Source organism: Sapientia aquatica, from assembly GCF_004358105.1.
GTDB lineage: Bacteria > Pseudomonadota > Gammaproteobacteria > Burkholderiales > Burkholderiaceae_D > Solimicrobium > Solimicrobium aquaticum.
In genome coordinates, this window is sequence record NZ_SMYL01000002.1 from 227,194 (window position 1) to 245,789 (window position 18,596).

16 protein-coding genes are annotated in these 18,596 nt (G+C 49.5%); 9 read left to right on the forward strand and 7 right to left on the reverse strand.

Annotation, left to right across the window (positions count from 1 at the left end):
- Positions 1-155: 155 nt before the first annotated feature.
- Positions 156-545, forward strand: coding sequence for a CidA/LrgA family protein (locus E2I14_RS05150; protein ID WP_133326116.1), 390 nt, complete (start codon positions 156-158; stop codon positions 543-545).
- Entirely contained in the window at positions 542-1,282 is a 741-nt protein-coding gene (locus tag E2I14_RS05155; RefSeq protein ID WP_133326118.1) for an LrgB family protein, read from the forward strand. The genes E2I14_RS05150 and E2I14_RS05155 overlap by 4 nt, the downstream gene beginning before the upstream one ends.
- A 64-nt stretch (positions 1,283-1,346) precedes the next feature.
- On the opposite strand, the gene E2I14_RS05160 is transcribed toward E2I14_RS05155, so the two are convergent.
- The 6 genes from E2I14_RS05160 to E2I14_RS05185 all read right to left on the reverse strand — a co-directional run bounded on the left by E2I14_RS05160 (position 1,347) and on the right by E2I14_RS05185 (position 9,399).
- Positions 1,347-1,856, reverse strand: a complete 510-nt coding sequence (locus tag E2I14_RS05160) for a GNAT family N-acetyltransferase (protein WP_133326120.1) — start codon at positions 1,854-1,856, stop codon at positions 1,347-1,349.
- 8 nt (positions 1,857-1,864) lie between these two features.
- The gene (locus E2I14_RS05165; protein WP_133326122.1) at positions 1,865-3,910 is read right to left on the reverse strand and encodes an NADPH-dependent 2,4-dienoyl-CoA reductase; all 2,046 of its coding nucleotides are present in this window, start codon (positions 3,908-3,910) and stop codon (positions 1,865-1,867) included.
- Between the two features lie 840 nt (positions 3,911-4,750).
- Positions 4,751-5,593 carry a symmetrical bis(5'-nucleosyl)-tetraphosphatase gene (locus E2I14_RS05170; protein WP_133326124.1) on the reverse strand — a complete coding sequence of 281 codons (843 nt, stop codon included), beginning with the start codon at positions 5,591-5,593 and terminating at the stop codon, positions 4,751-4,753.
- Positions 5,594-5,599: 6 nt separating this feature from the next.
- The gene (hemH, locus tag E2I14_RS05175) at positions 5,600-6,697 is read right to left on the reverse strand and encodes a ferrochelatase (protein ID WP_133326126.1); all 1,098 of its coding nucleotides are present in this window, start codon (positions 6,695-6,697) and stop codon (positions 5,600-5,602) included.
- 10 nt (positions 6,698-6,707) lie between these two features.
- Positions 6,708-8,354: a DNA repair protein RecN gene (gene recN / locus E2I14_RS05180; protein WP_133326128.1), complete on the reverse strand. Its 1,647-nt coding sequence runs from the start codon at positions 8,352-8,354 to the stop codon at positions 6,708-6,710.
- A 142-nt stretch (positions 8,355-8,496) separates the two neighbouring features.
- Positions 8,497-9,399, reverse strand: coding sequence for an NAD kinase (locus E2I14_RS05185; protein ID WP_133326130.1), 903 nt, complete (start codon positions 9,397-9,399; stop codon positions 8,497-8,499).
- Positions 9,400-9,576: 177 nt separating this feature from the next.
- On the opposite strand from E2I14_RS05185, the gene E2I14_RS05190 reads away from it, so the two are divergent.
- The 4 genes from E2I14_RS05190 (at position 9,577) to sbcB (ending at position 13,798) form a co-directional block, all read left to right on the forward strand.
- Positions 9,577-10,302 carry an HAD family hydrolase gene (locus E2I14_RS05190; protein WP_227544600.1) on the forward strand — a complete coding sequence of 242 codons (726 nt, stop codon included), beginning with the start codon at positions 9,577-9,579 and terminating at the stop codon, positions 10,300-10,302.
- A 194-nt stretch (positions 10,303-10,496) separates the two neighbouring features.
- On the forward strand, positions 10,497-11,252 hold the full coding sequence (locus E2I14_RS05195; protein WP_133326132.1) for a lysoplasmalogenase family protein: 756 nt from the start codon (positions 10,497-10,499) through the stop codon (positions 11,250-11,252).
- Between the two features lie 34 nt (positions 11,253-11,286).
- On the forward strand, positions 11,287-12,306 hold the full coding sequence (gene hrcA / locus E2I14_RS05200; protein WP_133326134.1) for a heat-inducible transcriptional repressor HrcA: 1,020 nt from the start codon (positions 11,287-11,289) through the stop codon (positions 12,304-12,306).
- Between the two features lie 61 nt (positions 12,307-12,367).
- The gene (gene sbcB / locus E2I14_RS05205; protein ID WP_133326136.1) at positions 12,368-13,798 is read left to right on the forward strand and encodes an exodeoxyribonuclease I; all 1,431 of its coding nucleotides are present in this window, start codon (positions 12,368-12,370) and stop codon (positions 13,796-13,798) included.
- A gap of 79 nt (positions 13,799-13,877) precedes the next feature.
- Here sbcB and fur read toward each other — a convergent pair whose 3' ends face one another.
- Entirely contained in the window at positions 13,878-14,303 is a 426-nt protein-coding gene (gene fur, locus E2I14_RS05210) for a ferric iron uptake transcriptional regulator (protein ID WP_133326138.1), read from the reverse strand.
- A gap of 82 nt (positions 14,304-14,385) precedes the next feature.
- Here fur and E2I14_RS05215 point away from each other — a divergent pair, with 82 nt between their 5' ends.
- The 3 genes from E2I14_RS05215 to leuS all read left to right on the forward strand — a co-directional run bounded on the left by E2I14_RS05215 (position 14,386) and on the right by leuS (position 18,565).
- Positions 14,386-14,997, forward strand: coding sequence for an outer membrane protein assembly factor BamE (locus E2I14_RS05215; protein ID WP_133326140.1), 612 nt, complete (start codon positions 14,386-14,388; stop codon positions 14,995-14,997).
- Positions 14,990-15,817: a 4-hydroxy-tetrahydrodipicolinate reductase gene (gene dapB / locus E2I14_RS05220; RefSeq protein ID WP_133326141.1), complete on the forward strand. Its 828-nt coding sequence runs from the start codon at positions 14,990-14,992 to the stop codon at positions 15,815-15,817. Before E2I14_RS05215 ends, dapB begins: the two co-directional genes overlap by 8 nt.
- A gap of 111 nt (positions 15,818-15,928) precedes the next feature.
- Positions 15,929-18,565 carry a leucine--tRNA ligase gene (gene leuS / locus E2I14_RS05225; protein WP_133326143.1) on the forward strand — a complete coding sequence of 879 codons (2,637 nt, stop codon included), beginning with the start codon at positions 15,929-15,931 and terminating at the stop codon, positions 18,563-18,565.
- Positions 18,566-18,596: the final 31 nt, after the last annotated feature.

Consider the following 18,596-nt stretch of genomic DNA (forward strand, 5'->3'; position numbering starts at 1 on the left):
CTAACCTGAATTGGCTACTATTGAGCATTAATTTTGTCAAAATCCATCTTATCTATGCATTTAAAGCACAAATAATTTGCGCCCAAGGTGCTTGTTTGCCCAAGTAATTACTCTAAACTTCGCTCATCGTTTGGAACATTCCTTGGAGCAATAACATGTTGATTACATTTGCAGTGTTGCTGATTTTTCAGTGCATAGGAGAAGGCGCATCGTTTCTGTTGCAGTTGCCGATTCCCGGGCCGGTTGTTGGGATGTTGTTGTTATTTTTTGCATTGTTGCTGTCAACCGCATTATTGGAACAAATGGAAGCGACCGCGACTGAGTTGCTGCGCCATTTGTCCCTGTTATTTGTACCCGCGGGCGTGGGAATTATCGTGTCTGCCTCCAGCGTGCAGGGGCATTGGTGGGGCGTTGTTGTGGCGGTGGTATCGAGCACCGTTATTACCTTGGCAGCCACCGCGGCGGTGATGCGGATTTTTATTCCTAATCGAGCGACTTCGGTAAGTAGCCAAGGCTCAACGAGCAAATTGGATAACGAATCATGAATGACCTTAATCACATTGGACGTATCTGGGTGTACTTGGCTGGCTCGCCCTTGTTTGGTTTGACCTTGACCTTGTGCGCCTATGTCGTGGCCTTCCTGATTTATACCCGCTGCCGTTTCTCTCCATTAGCCAATCCGGTGGCGATCTCGATTGCGCTCATTACCTTGGCGCTCAACGTCACGGGAATGAATTACCGCGATTATTTTTCTGGTGCGCAGTTTATTCATTTCTTATTGGGGCCGGCAACGGTCGCTTTGGCAGTGCCGATGGCGCGTCAGTTGCCCAAGGTGCGGCGTTTTTTTGTGCCATTGCTGGTTGCGCTCTTTTCAGGTTGCGCGGTGGCGATTGTCTCAGCGGTAACGGTCATCGTGTTAATGGGAGGTTCGTACCAATTGGCGATGTCGATCGGGCCAAAATCCGCTACCACGCCGATTGCGATGGGCATTGCCGAAAAGCTCGGCGGCTTACCTGCATTAACGGCGGTGTTGGTGATTAGCACTGGCATCGTCGGCGCGGTGTTAGCGCGCTTTATTTTTAACTGGATGCGCATAGAGTCGCATGCCGTGCGTGGGTTTGCGTTGGGTTTAACGTCGGGCGGAATCGGAACGGCTAGGGCGTTTCAGGTCAGCCCGGAGATGGGCGCGTTTTCTGGATTAGGAATGGGGTTGAATGGCGTGCTAACCGCGTTTGTCGCGCCGTGGTTAGTTCCGATTGCGGTTAATTTAATGACGAGTTAATTTCCAAATCGTTGTTGGATGAAAAAAGACCGCTTGCTGGCGGTCTTTTTTTGCGTATTCTTAATTAAGCCCGATACCAAGCCATAGGAATATCCGCTTCCACTTGGCCATTGCTATTCTTAATACGATTGACCATTTTGCCTTCAATCACAAATCCAAGTTTTTGGTAAAAGCCAATAGCGCGCTGATTGCTTTCGCGCGCGATTAGCTCAACCCGAGAAATGTGCGGTAGCTTTGTCGTTACTTCCGCCAGTAATTGTGTGAATAAGACTTTCCCAACTCCGCTGCCTTGGAAGTCGGGATGCACAGCAATCGTCAGATCGGATAAAACATGCGCGAACACTCTGGGCGCTGGGCTGTAGCAGTGTATTTCGCCCGCGATTTTGCCATCAATGCGCGCAATTAACGATAAACCGCGTGCTTGGCTCATGACTAAATTGTGTCGCACATAATCGTCGCTGATCTCATCTTGCGCGCGTGCCAAACCACCCTCGATTGCCGCCACAGCACGATACAGCGCGGTGATGTCGTTGAGATCCTCTAAGCCAGGGTGGCTGATTTTAATCGTGTTCATAGGTCTCCTTATAAGCTGGCGGCTAATTCTGCGCCTTCTTTTATCGCTCGCTTAGCATCCAATTCAGCGGCCAATTTTGCACCGCCAATGCGATGGAAACGCGGTGTGGTTTGATCGTTTGTAGCGCTTGATTCTGGCATCAACTCGGTGAGTGAATCCTGTCCGGCACACAGAATTACATTATCAACGGCGAGAATTTGCGCCTCGCCACCGACCGTGATGTGCAAACCTGAATCATCGATTTTGTTGTATTCCACGCCAGCGAGCATTTTGACCCCACCGCGAATCAGTGCAGCGCGATGCACCCAACCGGAAGTTTTGCCCAATCCGGCACCGACTTTGCTCGCTTTACGCTGCAATAAATACAGTTCGCGGAATGGATGCGCGGGGAGTTGTTCAGCCGCCAGACCGCCATTAACGGTAGCTTTCAAATCCACGCCCCAATCGTCGCACCAATGTTGCACGCTGATTGGCAAGCTGATGTTTGGATCGTGAATGAGATATTCGGCCACGTCAAAACCAATTCCGCCTGCGCCGATGATGGCGACTTTTTTACCAACCAGTTTTTTATGCAGCAATACATCGAGGTAGGACAAGACTTTGGGATGATCGACCCCTTTAATCGGCGGCGTGCGTGGCACGATGCCGGTGGCGATGATGATGTCGTCAAAACCTTGTGCGAGTAATTCTTCGCGCGTGACGCGGTGATTCAATTGCAACGTGACGCCGGTGACTTCCAAGCGACGCGCAAAGTAGCGCAGTGTCTCTTTAAATTCTTCCTTCCCAGGCACTTGCATTGCGATTTTAAATTGCCCGCCGATGCTGTCGCTACTATCAAACAAAGTCACTTCATGGCCACATTCGGCGGCCACTGTCGCTGCCGATAAGCCTGCTGGTCCGCTGCCAACGACGGCAACTTTTTTGGCTTTGGCTTTTTTGCTATAAACCAGCTCGGTTTCATGCGCCGCACGCGGATTGACCAAGCAGCTAGCGCGTTGATTAGAAAACGTGTGATCCAAGCAAGCCTGATTGCACGCGATGCAGGTATTGATTTCATCAGTGCGATTTTGTGCGACTTTGTTGACGAAATCTGGGTCGGCCAAAAACGGCCGCGCCATCGATACCATGTCCGCGTCGCCGCTGGCGATAATGTCCTCGGCAATATCGGGCGTGTTAATGCGATTCGAGGCGATCACGGGAATCGACACCGCAGCTTTTAAACGCGCAGCCACAGAACGGAATGCCGCCCGCGGCACCGAAGTCACGATAGTCGGCACCCGCGCCTCGTGCCAGCCTATGCCGGTATTGAATAAGGTCACCCCGGCTTGCTCTAGCGCCTGCGCTACTTGCACGACTTCTTCCCAGCTATTGCCGCCCTCGACTAAATCCAAAATCGAATGGCGATACATGATGATGAAATTTTTACCCACCGCAGCGCGCACTTGTTGAACAATCTCAACTGGTAACCGCATCCGATTTTCAATCGAGCCGCCCCAGCGGTCTTGGCGCAAATTAGTACGAGCGCATAAAAACTGATTGAGTAAATATCCTTCGCTACCCATGATTTCCACGCCGTCATAACCCGCTTTTTGCGCCAATTTAGCGCATCGAACATAGGCGCGTATCGTGTTTTGAATCCCGCCCTCGGTCAACGCACGCGGTTTAAACATGGAGATAGGCGATTTTTTATCCGAAGCGGATACCACCAACGGCTGATAACCATAGCGCCCTGAATGCAAAATCTGCATCACGATTTTGCCGCCTTCTTGATGCACCGCGCGGGTGACTTTGCGGTGGTTAAAAATATCGAGATAGTGATTCATCGTTCCGCCAAACGGCAACAACCAACCGCTGCGATTTGGCGAAATCCCCCCAGTCACCATCAACCCAACACCACCTTTGGCCCGTTCAGCAAAGTAAGCCGCGAGTTTGGAATAGTTATAAAACCTATCCTCTAAACCCGTATGCATCGAACCCATCATGACGCGGTTCTTTAGCGTTGTGAAACCTAAATCGAGCGGTGCCAGCAAATGCGGATGATTGGAAGTTGTCATGGTTTTATTAGTTTTAGGGGTAAAGGGGATAGGATACCTAGGGGAAACTTATTGCGCTACTGTTTCGGGTAGGGGGTGGGTTCTAACTGAGGGAGATGTTGCCATTCTTGGTGGCTCACTGGGCAAAGTTGGATCTTAAGATTGGCTCCTTAGAAAAGCCCGAATTGGTAATTGGGGGTTAGTTTATATTCGGTCAAAACCGTAAATGCCGTCATTATTGGGTTGAATTACCAGCTAATTTATTTGGTATTACGGGCCGGGGGTAGCCCGGCGGCTAGTCACCTTTTTTGTCTCGCCAAAAAAGGTAACCCAAAAAAGGCGACCACGGCATTTCGGAAACCCCGATTATTTTTCCAAAAAATGGGAAAGTAGCGAAACTCGGCTGCGCCTCAAACAACGCTACTTCCTAATCCATTTTTTGGAAAAATAATCGGCCGAAATACAGTGGGTTCACGTCAAAACATACCTGTGATGACAGGCTTTTGGGTTGGTTAAATTAGATGATTTTGACTTTCTATCTTTTGTGTTTTGGCAGCGGGTAAGGGCAAAAGTAGTTAGCACTGACGTGGGTCATTTGGATTTTGATTTACCTTCTATCTGTCGCTCCCGACTTTTCAGTGCCAAAAAAGATCAGAAAGTGGCGTTGTTTAAGGTGCGGCGCGGGTTTCGATTGGTAAGCCAATTGCGCGTGGAACGGCGTTCGCATTCAGGCGGACACTCCTTCCCTATGGGGACACAGGGGATACCCTCAGCCTGCAGAACTAGACAAAATTAGATCGGCATTTAAGGACTAGCACCTAATCTGTCATGCTTTAGTACTGCACGTGCATCTTCAATACATCAAGAAACAACCACCTTCTGATGCTCAGGACAATCCACCTGAAATAAGGCATGGTCCGACAAACGCATGGCGGACAATTTCTCGCCCCAAACACAGCCCGTATCCAACCCAATTAAGTTGGATTGAACCTGTAGCCCAAGTGCCGACCAGTGGCCGAAAACTAGCGTGCTGGATTCCGTCTGGCGCGGATGGGTGAACCACGGTGCAAAGCCGGGTGGGGTTTTATTTAAGCCTTCTTTACTATCGAATTCCATCACGTCATCAGCAGTGCAAAAGCGCAATCTGGTCAACACGTTCACGATGCAGCGTAAGCGGTCGATGCCAGTTAAATCGGTGCGCCACTTGCTTGGCTCGTTGCCGTACATGTGCTTTAAGAAGTCTGCAAAATTTGGGCCGCGCAAAATCAGTTCAACTTCGTGCGCGTATTCCAAGGTTTTTTCTACCGTCCAGCTCGGCAACACGCCAGCGTGTACGATTAAATGATTTTCGATTAGCGCGGCCAAGGGGCGATGACGCAGCCAGCCTAATAATTCCTCGCGGTCCGGCGCATCGATGATAGGACGCAGATAGGAATCTTTGTGCGGACGGTGCGTGCCGTAGGCGATAGCTAACAGGTTTAAATCATGGTTGCCCAACACGCTGTTGGCGCGCTCGCCCATGGCGACTAATTTGCGTAATGTGGATAAGGACTTTGGGCCGCGATTGACTAAATCACCAGCGATAAATAAACAAGCTTGCGCGTCTTGTTGCAAGATCAGCGCGTGCAGTTCATCGAGTTGATCGCAGCAACCTTGGATATCGCCGACGACATAAATATGGTCGGTGCTGGTGGTTGGATTCATGGTGCCTTAGTTGGGTGCGCCGAATAATTTAGCGCGGGCGACTGATACCGCGGCTTGTTCTTGCTGTTGGCGCAATGCCTCGGCACTAGTTGGCCAGCCAGACAAATGGGATTCGGTGATTTGTGCTAACCCGCGTATCCACTCAGGATCTTCGTTTAAGCAGGGGATGTAATAGTATTCCTTGCCGCCAGCCAGCAAGAAGGCTTCGCGTACTTCCATATTGATTTCTTCTAAGGTTTCCAGGCAGTCGCTGGTAAAGCCGGGGCAAATCACATCGACGCGGCTGGTGCCGTTTTTACCCATCGCTTCGATCGTTGGTTGGGTGTAAGGCTGCAACCATTCGGCTTTGCCGAAGCGCGACTGAAACGTGACCGTGTATTCGTTGTCTTTTAGGCCCAAGCTTTCTGCGACTAAGCGTGCGGTCTTGTAGCATTCGCAATGGTATTGGTCACCTAACAGCAAGGTCCGTTTTGGCACGCCATGAAAACTCATGACCAAATGACCGGCGCGCTGATGTTGTTCCCAATGTTTTAGGATAGATTTTTTCAGCGCCAAAATGTAGCCGTCGTGGTCGTGGTAATTCTTCACCAGCCGCAATTCAGGAATGTTGCGTTCCTTTTTATAAAAATCAAATACCGCATCAAATACCGATGCAGTCGTCGTGCCGGAATATTGCGGGTAGGCGGGCAAAATCAAGATACGTTTGGTGCCGTTTTGTTGGAGCTGTTCTAACACATCGGTGAGTGCTGGATTACCGTAACTCATGGCGGGAATCACATCAACTTGATGACCGCGCTCGCCCAAATAACCGCGCAACAACGTCGCTTGATTGACGGTGTGGACTTTGAGCGGCGAGCCTTCATTGGTCCAAATTGAGGCATATTTGGCGGCCGATTTCTTGGCGCGAAACGGGATGATGATGCCGTTCAAGATAAACCACCACACGAACCTTGGAATTTCTACCACGCGGGTATCGGATAAAAATTGCTTTAAATATGGTCGCAACGCTTGTGCCGTTGGTGCGTCCGGCGTGCCGAGATTGACCAAGACAACTGCCGCTTTAGTGCTATTGCCGTGTTTGAAGTTGAGTGCTTTTTTTGACATGTTATTCGCTTTAATTAGTCAGTAGTTCGCGCGCGTGTTTGCGCGTGGTGGCGGTGATTTCTAAGCCGCCTATCATGCGGGCAATTTCTTCTACCCGCGCTTTATGGTCGAGCAATTCGATCTGAGAAACCGTGCCTTCGGCATGGCTAGTTTTGCTGACTTGGAAATGCTGATCCGCTTGGCTAGCGACTTGGGCTAAGTGAGTAACGCACAAGACTTGATAGCGCTGGCCTAGGCGCTTTAATAAGCGTCCGACGACTTCGGCCACGCCGCCACCGATACCACTATCGACTTCATCAAAAATTAAGGTTGGTGTGGCGGTGGAGGACGATGCAATGACTGAAATCGCTAATGCAATCCGCGCCAGTTCGCCACCCGAGGCAACCTTGGCTAACGGGCGGGCCGCCACGCCGGCGTGACCGGCGACTAAAAATTCAATATGTTCCATGCCGTGCGCGCTTGGCTCGATCGGCGTCAACGCAATATCAAAACTGCCGCCTGCCATGCTTAAATCTTGCATCGCGTTGGTGACTGCAGCGCTGAGATTTTTGGCCGCAGCGATGCGGGCTTGACTGAGTTCACTAGCCAGCGCTTTGTATTGTTTGAGCGCAGCTTGTTCCATTTTCAGCATGGAATCCAAATCGGTCGCTTCGCCCAGGGCGGCCAACTCATTCGATAAGCTCACCAACAGGGCTGGTAACTCTTCTGGCGCGACATGGAATTTGCGTGCGCATGAATGCAAGGCTTCTACCCGATCTTCCACGGTGCGCAGACGCTCTGGATCGAGTTCCACACGGCTTAAATAATCGTTTAACGCGGACGTGGCTTCTTGTAAATGAATGCGCGCGGGTTCTAGATTGTCGACAATCGCTTGCAAGTCTTCGTCAAATTCGGTCAGCTTGGCAAGCTTTTGGTTGATGACCGCGATTTGTTTCAGGATAGGATTTTCGGATTCGGAAATCGCGTTCAGTGCGAACTGCGCGCCTTCGATCAAACTGGCAGCATGTGCTAAGCGGCTATGTTCGTTGGTGATTTCTTGCCATTCCTCTGGCTGAATACGGAGTTTATCGAGCTCAGAAACCTGCCATTCCAAGCGTTCGCGTTCCAGCAAAACTTGCTTGGCGTTGGTCTCAAATTGGGTGCGTTGCTGACGTAAAGCAAACCAGTGCTTATAACTCGCGCCCACTTCTTGCGCCTTGGGTCCGAGCTGCGCGTTGTTATCTAATAAGTGGCGTTGGGTATCGGAGTGCAATAAAGACTGATGCGCGTGTTGGCCGTGAATATCGACGAGCAACGTGCCGAGTTCGCGCAATTGTGCTGCGGTGGCGGACACGCCGTTGATATAAGCTTTGGAACGACCTGCGTTATCAATCACGCGGCGCAATAAAATCATGCTTTCTTCGGCGTCGAGTTCTTGTTCGGCTAACCAAGCATCGCAGGTCGGCGTGGAGGAAAATTCAGCGCAGATGTCGGCCCTGGCCGCGCCTTCACGTACCATGCTGGCGTCGCCACGTCCGCCTAAGGTGAGGCTGAGCGCATCGATCAAAATAGATTTACCCGCGCCAGTTTCGCCCGTTAAAACAGAAAATCCGGCAGAAAATTCCAGCTCAATATGGTCAACAATAACAAAATCACGAATAGACAGAGTGCGTAGCATGGTGGGTGTTGTTGGTGAAGTTAGGTAAAAGTAAGGGACTCAATTCAGCCGATCAATTTTAGCTGAACTGGGTCGAAAACTGGATTATAAATGCGGTGCAAATGACAGGCGGATGACGTTGGATGCTAACTTGCGACAGCGATTAATTGAGATGACCGCTTACGGTTGGGTATTCATTCCAATGCATTTTTTCGCGCAGCGTGTGGTAGTAGTTCCAGTCTTTGGGATGCAGGAAATCGATTGTGTGGCTAGAGCGTTGAATGTGAATTTGATCGCCGACCATTAAATGCGCAAACGACTGCATATCAAAATTGACACTGGCTTCACGCACCGCCGAAATCTCAATAATAATTTTGCTACGGTCCGAGACAACAATCGGGCGATTCGATAACGCATGCGGAGCAATCGGCACAAACACGATGCCGGCTAAGCTCGGATGCAACAGCGGCCCGCCAGCTGACAGAGCGTAGGCGGTGGACCCAGTCGGAGTCGAAACGATAAATCCATCCGAGCGCTGGTTATACATAAAATGGTTATCGACGGTGACTTTTAATTCAACCATCCCAGAGCCAGCGCCGCGCGCCACGACGATGTCGTTAAAAGCCAAACCATTAAAGATTTCTTGCCCGTCCCGCACCACACAACCTTCTAATAAAGTGCGCTGTTCGGACTGATGATTACCCGCCAAAATTTCAGACAGGACGGTGTACATTTGCTCAGAAGGGATGTCAGTGATGAAGCCAAGGCGGCCTTGATTGATCCCAATGAGCGGCACTTTATAAGGCGCCAATTGGCGCGCGATACCGAGCATGGTGCCATCGCCACCCAATACAATGGCGACGTTAGCATGTTGACCAATTTGCACTGGATTCATCGTCGCGAATTCGGTGATCGTTAAATTGGTGGCGGTTTCTTCTTCCAACACGACGTTGTGTCCGGCATCAACCAAAAAACGCGCCAAACTGAGCAAATCTTGCCCTATGCCCGCGGCAGAATATTTACCGACTAAGGCGATCGTTTTGGCAGTCAATGGCGTTGTGGTCATAGTGTGCGGCTGCCTCATTGTGAAAAATGTGAGTGTTTTATTCAGTTGGGCTAAATTAAATCATAGTTCAGGCCAAAAATGATGCATTAACGCATTTATTGCGCTTTTAACCGTAAGATAATAGTGACGCTGCGCATCGCCGCGACAGTGAGCTAAAACCAGATAAACGAGGATTACGTGGAAACGCAGTTTCAAACAACAATAAAACAGGCCCAATTACCGATAAAAGCCGTTATCTTCGATCTAGACGATACGTTGTGGCCGCAAATGCCACTCATTACCGGTGCTGAACAAGCCATGTTTGCCTGGTTAGCCGTGCACGCGCCCAAAATTACCGAGCACCATAATCTCCAAACGATGCGCGCCATTCGGGCCGAATTGTTACCGACTAATCCGCGTTTTAGTTTCGATTTATGGGCCTTGCGCTCCGCCATTCTGACCAAGATGTTCACCGAGCATGGTGAAGATGTGTCCAAAGTGGAGCATGCCATGCAGGTGTTCGCCAAAGCGCGCAATCAAGTCCAAATGTACGACGATGTGATGCCGGTTTTGAACACATTGGGCAAGCATTTTCGCTTAGGTAGTATTTCTAACGGGTTTGCCGATTTATCGGAAATTGGTTTGGCCGACCACTTTAAAGTCTCGTTAGCGGCGCATCAATTTGGCTGCGCCAAGCCGGACCCGCGGATTTTTTTAGCCGCGTGCGAGCAATTAAACGTAGCGCCAGCGCAGGCGGTGTATGTTGGGGACGATGTTTTGCTCGACGTGCAAGGTGCGCAGCAGGCCGGTTTGAAAGGCGTTTGGGTGAATCGAGCAGGGAAAAACGGGTTGGCTGGAATTGCAGCGGATTTTGAATGCACGGATTTATTGAGTTTGTTGGGTTGGTTGCAGGTGGCCGATTAGGAGTTGTTGTGTTTGCATTCCTGGGTCAATATGTTGAGTTCGGCCCCGTAGGGGCAACCCTTGTGCTTGCCCTGTTTGCCACGAGGTGCAATCGTGCTTAATTAACCAAGGCGCGCACAAGGGATGCCCCTACGCCGACATCAAGATTCTTAGTATTTTTCTAAAAATAATTCTTAAAACAAAAATTAAAGTCCATGACAACCACAAACACTACCCATTTTTTAAACTCACGCCTCCTAGGATTTAACGCTGCATTCCTAATCGCCGCCGCATGGCAAATCCATGCCTTGCTCAATGATTTATCAAACCAAGCGTTCATTAGTAAATTTTTACTGTGTTTTATCTTGTTCTTTTTACTGATCGACCAACTGGGGAAATCCGCTCCACTCAACATTGTAATCAGCGTCTTATTTTGTTTGATCGGCGATGTGTTATTGCAGCCGCTCGATATGGATTACACCGATTTGGCGGATGCCAGACAGTTTCATTTCATCCTCGGCGTGCTTTCTTTTTGTATTGCTTATGGTAGTTTGGCGCGTTATCTGATGAGACTGAATCCAAGCTGGCGTGCTGCCATCAAAGCGCAACCGGCGACCTTAATCCTCAATAGTGTGGCCTCCTTGGCCGTTCTAGTTTGGATTGCACTGAACAATCAGGCCGCCCCGTATTTGTTGCTAGTTTTACTAATTTACAGCCCGATCGTCGTCGGATTGGCGACGATGGCGTTTTATGTTCGTGCTCGCATAACGTCGCCGCCCTATATTGCGTTATTAATTGGTTGTAATAGCATTGTGTTTTCTGACACCTTGATTGGCTTAACTGCTTTTGCTAAGTTAACCTTCCCGCTCGCGCCCAATCCGGTTTGGATTCTTAGCACTTATATAGTGGGAATTTTCTTGGTCTTTAATGCCGTTATTTTTATTGAAAAACAAAGTCGTAACGTAAAGTGATCAATCCGCCATGTGTTTGCATTAAAATACTCCTATGCAACTAGATAACCGAGCTCAAACCTTACTCAAAGCCTTAGTCGAGCGCTATATCGCTGACGGACAACCCGTCGGCTCGCGCGCGCTGTCAAAAATCTCCGGATTGGATTTATCCCCAGCCACGATCCGTAACGTGATGGCCGATTTGGAGGAAATGGGCTTTGTCTCGAGTCCTCATACGTCAGCCGGACGCATTCCCACGCCGCGTGGCTACCGCGTATTTGTCGATACCTTGTTGACGGTACAGCACGGTGAGATCGCTTCGTTAGAATCCAAAATGCAATCGTTAGCGGGCAATAACCCGCAACAAAAAATCATCACTAATGCCGCGCAAATGTTGTCGTCCTTATCGCACTTTGCCGGTGTTGTCATGACGCCGCGCACGGAGAGTGTTTTCCAGCAAATTGAATTTTTACGCTTATCTGAGAAACGTATTTTATTGGTTATTGTTGCGCCCAACGGCGACGTGCAGAACCGCTTATTGCTGACCGAAGTTGATTACACCCCAGCCCAATTGGTGCAAGCCGGTAACTACATCAATCATCACTTTTCTGGCATGGCGTTGACCGAAGTGCGCCAACGTTTGCAAGGCGAAATCAGCCAATTGCAAAGCGAATTAAGTAAGTTGATGCAAGCGGCAGTCCAAGCGGGAAGTGATGCTATGGCCGAAGCAGGCGATGAAGTAGTGATTTCTGGCGAGCGCAATTTGCTTAAGGTCAACGAGCTGTCCTCTAACATGACTTCATTGCGCCAATTATTTGATTTGTTTGAGCAAAAAACCGGCTTAATTAATTTGCTCGACATGTCCAGTCGCGCCAGCGGTGTACAGATTTTTATTGGCGGCGAATCGCAATTGGTTCCGATGGACGATATGTCGGTGGTCACCTCAAGCTACCAAGTCAATGGCAAAGTCGTCGGTACGCTCGGCGTGATCGGCCCAACTCGTATGGCGTACGAGCGCGTCATTCCCATTGTCGACATCACTGCCAAATTGTTATCTAATGCGCTCAGTTATTAGTGCTAAGCGCCCATCGCTGTGATGCGGCGCGGCTACCTCCCACCCGCTCAACAGGTTTTGCATGCAACAACATACTTTTCTTTGGCACGACTACGAAACCTTTGGCGCCAATACCCGCCGTGACCGCCCGGCGCAGTTTGCCGCGATTCGCACCGATGCGGAGCTCAACATTATTGGCGAACCGATGATGTGGTATTGCCAACCAGCGCCAGACTTTTTGCCCGAACCGCAAGCCTGTTTAATTACCGGGATTACACCGCAAGAATGTTTGGAGCGCGGCATTCCGGAATACCAATTCGCCCAACAAATTAACCGTGAATTTTCTCAACCCGGCACAGTTGGCGTGGGCTACAACACGATTCGCTTTGACGATGAAATCACCCGCTTTATGCTGTGGCGTAATTTGATCGATCCATACGCGCGCGAATGGCAAAACCAATGCGGACGATGGGATATTTTGGATATGCTGCGCACTACCCATGCTTTGCGTCCCGATGGCATTGTTTGGCCGCTTAATGAACAAGGTAAAGTCAGTTTTAAGCTAGAACATTTATGCGCCGCAAACGGGATCGAGCACGAATCCGCGCACGATGCTTTATCGGATGTGCGCGCAACAATCGCCTTGGCAAAACTGGTACGCCAGGTTCAACCTAAGCTATTTGATTTCTGCTTTTCATTACACAAAAAAGATAAAGTTGCTGCCGAAATTGGTCTGCCAGAACAGCGCCCGTTTATCCATATCACCGGCATGATTCCGGTGGAACATGGTTGCACTTGCATCGCGTGGCCATTGGCTATGCATCCAACGAATAAAAATGAAGTGATTGTTTGGAATCTACAGCACGACCCGCGCGAATTATTGGGACTCAATGCCGATAGCATCCGTTTGCGCATGTTCTCCAAAGCCGATGCGCTACCGGAAGGTGTGACGCGCTTGCCGATTAAAACCATCCATTTAAACAAATCACCGATTGTGATTCGCAGCCTAAAAACCTTGTTGCCAGAAAAAGCCGCGCAATGGGGTATTTCGCTTGAAACAGCGCAGCAATATGCTGAATTCGCCGCCCAGTTGCCAAATATGGACGCGATCTGGCGGCAGGTATTTACCCGCGAAGAAGCCGCAGTCAATGATGTTGATCAAGATTTGTATAACGGCTTTATCGGCAATGCAGATCGGCGTGTCTTGCAGGATTTGGTTAATTACTCGGGCGATAAATTAGCGCGCACCGTGACCGAATTCCAAGACCCACGTTTAGGTGAATTGCTATTCCGCTACCGCGCCCGTAACTTCCCCGACAGCTTGAGCGAATCGGAAGTGCAGCGCTGGGATACTTTACGCGCCAGCCGCTTCTTTGATGGCAGCGCCAACGCATTAACGGTGGATGACTATTTTGCGGAAATTGATCGCTTGTCCGAAGACGCGAGCGAGCGCGACGAAGAAATTTTGGCGGCTTTGTACGACTACGCGGAGCAGGTTGTTCCGGTTCGATAAGCTGTGGAAATAAGCGCTAAAGATAAAAAGCCCAACTAAATGGCATAACTGCTGTTTGGTTGGGCTTTAGTTTTGAGTGTTAGGTCAAATTTGGGCAATTAACCTTGGTGCAATTGCCGTAAATCGCTAAGGAGTGTTCCGCAATCGTAAAGCCACGTTGCGTGGCAATTAATTGTTGGCGCGATTCAATTTCAGCGTCGTAAAATTCTTCGACCTTGCCACAATTGAGGCAAACCAAATGATCGTGATGTGAACCTTGGTTGAGTTCAAACACGGCTTTGCCAGTTTCAAAATGATTGCGATGCAGGATTTCCGCTTGCTCAAACTGCGTTAAAACGCGATATACAGTCGCAAGACCGACATCGATGTTGTCGTTTAATAAAATTTTATAAACGTCTTCAGCGGAAAGGTGGCGAACCTCGCTATTTTGGAAAATTTCCAAAATTTTTAAGCGCGGAAGGGTGGCTTTTAAGCCGCTGGATTTTAGATTGGGTGGATTAGGCATTTTTTTTCTTAAATCTTGGATATCTGCTTTATCATATAATGTTTTCGTCCTGTTGCTCAATGAATTAAGGCTATTTATGCGAATGTTGCAAAAAAGTAATACGAAATACTATCTCATATCGTGCGTGTTGGCAGTGCTTGCAGGCTGTGCTAGCCAAAATCCGCCAATTCAAGTGGCTGCACCGGCGACTACCAACACGGCAACGAGCGCTCCAAGCGCCACCAATTCAGTAGCAACACCAGATCAATCGACCGGCACAGCGACCAGCGCACCCGCTGAAGATTTAAGCACCAAAACCGTTGTTCCAGTTGGCTTCGAAAAATTCTTGGGTATCTTTACCCCGTATCGCATCACCATTCAGCAAGGTAACTTCGTGTCCAATGAAATGGTGGCGCAAGTCAAGCTGGGAATGACGCGTGAACAAGTCCGCTTCCTATTAGGTACTGCATTGTTGACCGATATGTTTCATGCCGATCGTTGGGATTATATTTTCCGTCTGCTTAAACCAAGCGGTGAATTGACTACATCACGGGTAACAGTATTCTTTGAAAAAAGCTTGGTTGCCAAGATTGAACGCGGTGATTTGCCCAACGAGCAAGAATATTTAACGCGTATCACCAACGCGGCGATTGTGGACGCCATCGAACACACAGAGCGTAAATCCGACAAACCAAAACCGAAAAAAGATGAGTAACGTGAGTTCGACCTCAACACCATTAAAAATAGCGATTGCTGGCGCATCTGGTCGTATGGGGCAGATGCTGATTGAAGCGGTGAATGCAGCTTCGGATACGCAGTTGGTTGGCGCACTCGATGTGCCAACGAGTCCAGCAGTTGGACAAGACGCCTCCGCATTTTCAGGTAAATTATCCAATGTCCTAATTAGCTCGGATTTAACGACCGCCTTAGCCGACGCCGACTCTTTGATCGATTTCACGCGCCCAGAAGGTACGTTAAAACATCTGGCCTTTTGCGTCGAGCACGGCATCAACATGATTATCGGGACCACAGGATTTGATGAGGCCGGTAAAGCCGCCATCGCTGAGGCTTCCAAACGAATTGGCATTGTGTTTGCGCCCAACATGAGTGTTGGTGTGACCGTGACCATGAAACTGTTAGAGATGGCAGCCAAGAGCTTCTCCGAAGGCTACGACATTGAAATCATCGAAGCCCACCATCGCCATAAAGTCGATGCCCCATCAGGAACTGCACTAAAAATGGGCGAAGTCATCGCCAACGCAATTGGTCGCGATTTAAACGATGTGGCAGTGTATGCGCGTGAAGGTGTAACCGGCGAGCGCGACCCATCGTCCATCGGATTTGCAACCATACGCGGCGGTGATATTGTCGGCGATCACACGGTGCTATTCGCTGGCATCGGCGAACGAGTGGAGATTTCACATAAATCCTCTTCGCGCGTGACTTATGCTAACGGCAGTTTGCGCGCAGCGCGTTTTTTACAGCATAAATCCAGCGGCTTATTTGATATGAATGATGTGCTGGGATTGAATTGAAATGTCTTCAATGTCAGCCTAATTGTTTTGCCGTTTGCTACTTTTGTTTGACCAAATTCAGCATTTCCAGCGTTCCACTTTTTAGATATTCACAAAGTTAAGAAATACCCCATGCAAGAAAAATACAGCCCATCCGATGTTGAGCAACAAGCTCAAGCCCATTGGCAAAAAATCGACGCTTATCGCACTACCGAAAACGACGCTCGTTTTCCAAAAGGTAAATACTACGCATGCTCCATGCTGCCATATCCCTCCGGCAAACTACACATGGGTCACGTGCGTAATTACACCATCAACGATATGCTCGCGCGTCAATTACGCATGAAGGGCTACAACGTCTTAATGCCTATGGGTTGGGATGCGTTTGGTCTGCCAGCGGAGAACGCGGCGATCGCCTACAAAAAATCACCCGCCGAATGGACTTACGCCAACATCGCCGACATGAAATCGCAAATGCAACCGCTAGGTTTGGCATTTGACTGGACGCGCGAAGTAGCAACCTGCGACCCCGATTATTACCGCTGGAATCAATGGTTTTTCTTGAAGCTGTTAGAAAAAGGCATCGCTTACAAAAAAACCCAAGTCGTGAACTGGGACCCGATTGATCAAACCGTGTTGGCCAATGAACAGGTGGTCGATGGTCGCGGTTGGCGCTCCGGCGCGTTGGTGGAAAAACGTGAAATCCCCGGCTACTACTTCGGTATCACCCAATACGCCGACGAATTGTTAAACAGTATCGACGACTTAACCGGTTGGCCCGATCAAGTTCGTACCATGCAGCGCAACTGGATAGGTAAGAGCGAAGGCGTGCGCTTTGCGTTCTCGCATCAAATCAAAGACGAACAAGGCGCATTAATCCAAGACGGTCAATTATTCGTCTTTACCACACGTGCCGATACGATCATGGGCGTGACCTTTTGCGCGGTGGCGGCCGAACATCCGCTGGCGACTTTGGCGGCCAAGACAAATCCTAAGCTGGCTGAATTCATCGAGGTTTGCAAAACCGGCGGCACCACGGAAGCCGAAATGGCGACCAAAGAAAAAGAAGGTTTGCCGACCGGTTTATTCGTCACACATCCGTTAACTGGCGAGCAGATTGAAGTCTGGGTTGGTAATTATGTATTGATGACCTACGGCGACGGCGCGGTAATGGGCGTTCCAGCTCATGATGAGCGCGACTTTGCTTTCGCGAAAAAATACCACATCGCGATTAAACAAGTAATCGCTGCCGACGGGGAGACTTTTAGTTTAGACGCTTGGCAAGAATGGTACGGCGACAAACAACGCGGCGTGACAATTAATTCCGGCAAATATGACGGTCTGACCACTCAAGCAGCAATCAATGCAGTGGCATCCGAGTTAGTGACAAAGGGTGTGGGCGAAAAGAAAACCACTTGGCGCCTGCGTGATTGGGGTATCAGTCGTCAACGTTATTGGGGTACTCCGATCCCCATTATTCATTGCCAATCTTGCGGCTCAGTTCCTGTGCCAGAAAAAGATTTGCCCGTGATTTTGCCAACCGACTGTATTCCAGATGGTTCCGGCAATCCATTAAAACAGCGGGCTGATTTCTTAAACGTGCCTTGTCCAAAATGCGGCGCAGCAGCGCAGCGCGAAACCGACACGATGGATACCTTCGTCGATTCGAGTTGGTATTACATGCGTTACACCTGTCCTGATGCTGCCACGATGGTTGATAGCCGCAATGATTATTGGATGGCGATGGACCAGTACATTGGCGGTGTCGAGCACGCGGTCATGCATTTGTTGTATGCGCGTTTTTGGACCAAAGCGATGCGCGATATTGGCTTGGTAAAGTTTGATGAACCGTTCAAAAACTTATTCACGCAAGGCATGTTGTTGAACGAATCGTTCTTCCGCGAAGACGCTTCTGGCAAAAAAACGTGGTATTACCCGAACGAAGTGGAAGTGGCTTTTGACGATAAAGGTCGGCCAGTTTCAGCCAGTTTGAAGAGCGATGGACAAGCGGTGCAAATGGGCGGCATTGAGAAAATGTCCAAGTCCAAAAATAACGTCGTTGAGCCGAAAGATATTATTAGTCGCTTTGGCGCCGATACTGCGCGCTTATTCACCATGTTTGCGGGTCCTCCAGACCAAAGCGCCGCGTGGAGCGACTCCGGTGTTGAAGGTGCAGCGCGTTACCTGCGTCGCTTGTGGGCCAATGGCTTAAAGCACGTTGAAACGATACGCAGCGCCGGCACAATCGGTTCAACTGACGACTACGCAGAATCGGTGAAAGCCTTGCGCCGCGAAGTTCATTTGACTTTGAAGCAAATTGACTACGATTACGAAAAGCTGCAATACAACACGGTGGTATCCGGTGCGATGAAGTTATTGAATGCTATTGAAGCATTTAAAGCCGAAGGCGCAGGACATGCCGAAGCGTTAAGAGAAGCATTCAGTATTTTGTTGCGTTCCTTGTACCCAGTTTGCCCGCATATTTGTCATTCACTGTGGCAGGAATTAGGCTTGGGCGGTACTGAACATGCTGAGATCATTAACGCACCTTGGCCAGTGTTGGACGAAGCTGCTTTGGTGCAAAACGAGATCGAATACATGGTGCAAGTCAACGGTAAATTACGCGGCTCCGTTAAAGTGGCGCGTGATGCAGATAAAGCGACTATTGAAGCATTGGCCTTGCAACACGAGCACGTGCAAAAATTCTTAACTGGCGCACCGAAAAAGATCATCATTGTGCCAGCGAAGTTAATCAACATTGTGGTGTAACGCGCGGCCCAACATAGACATTTATTTTTAA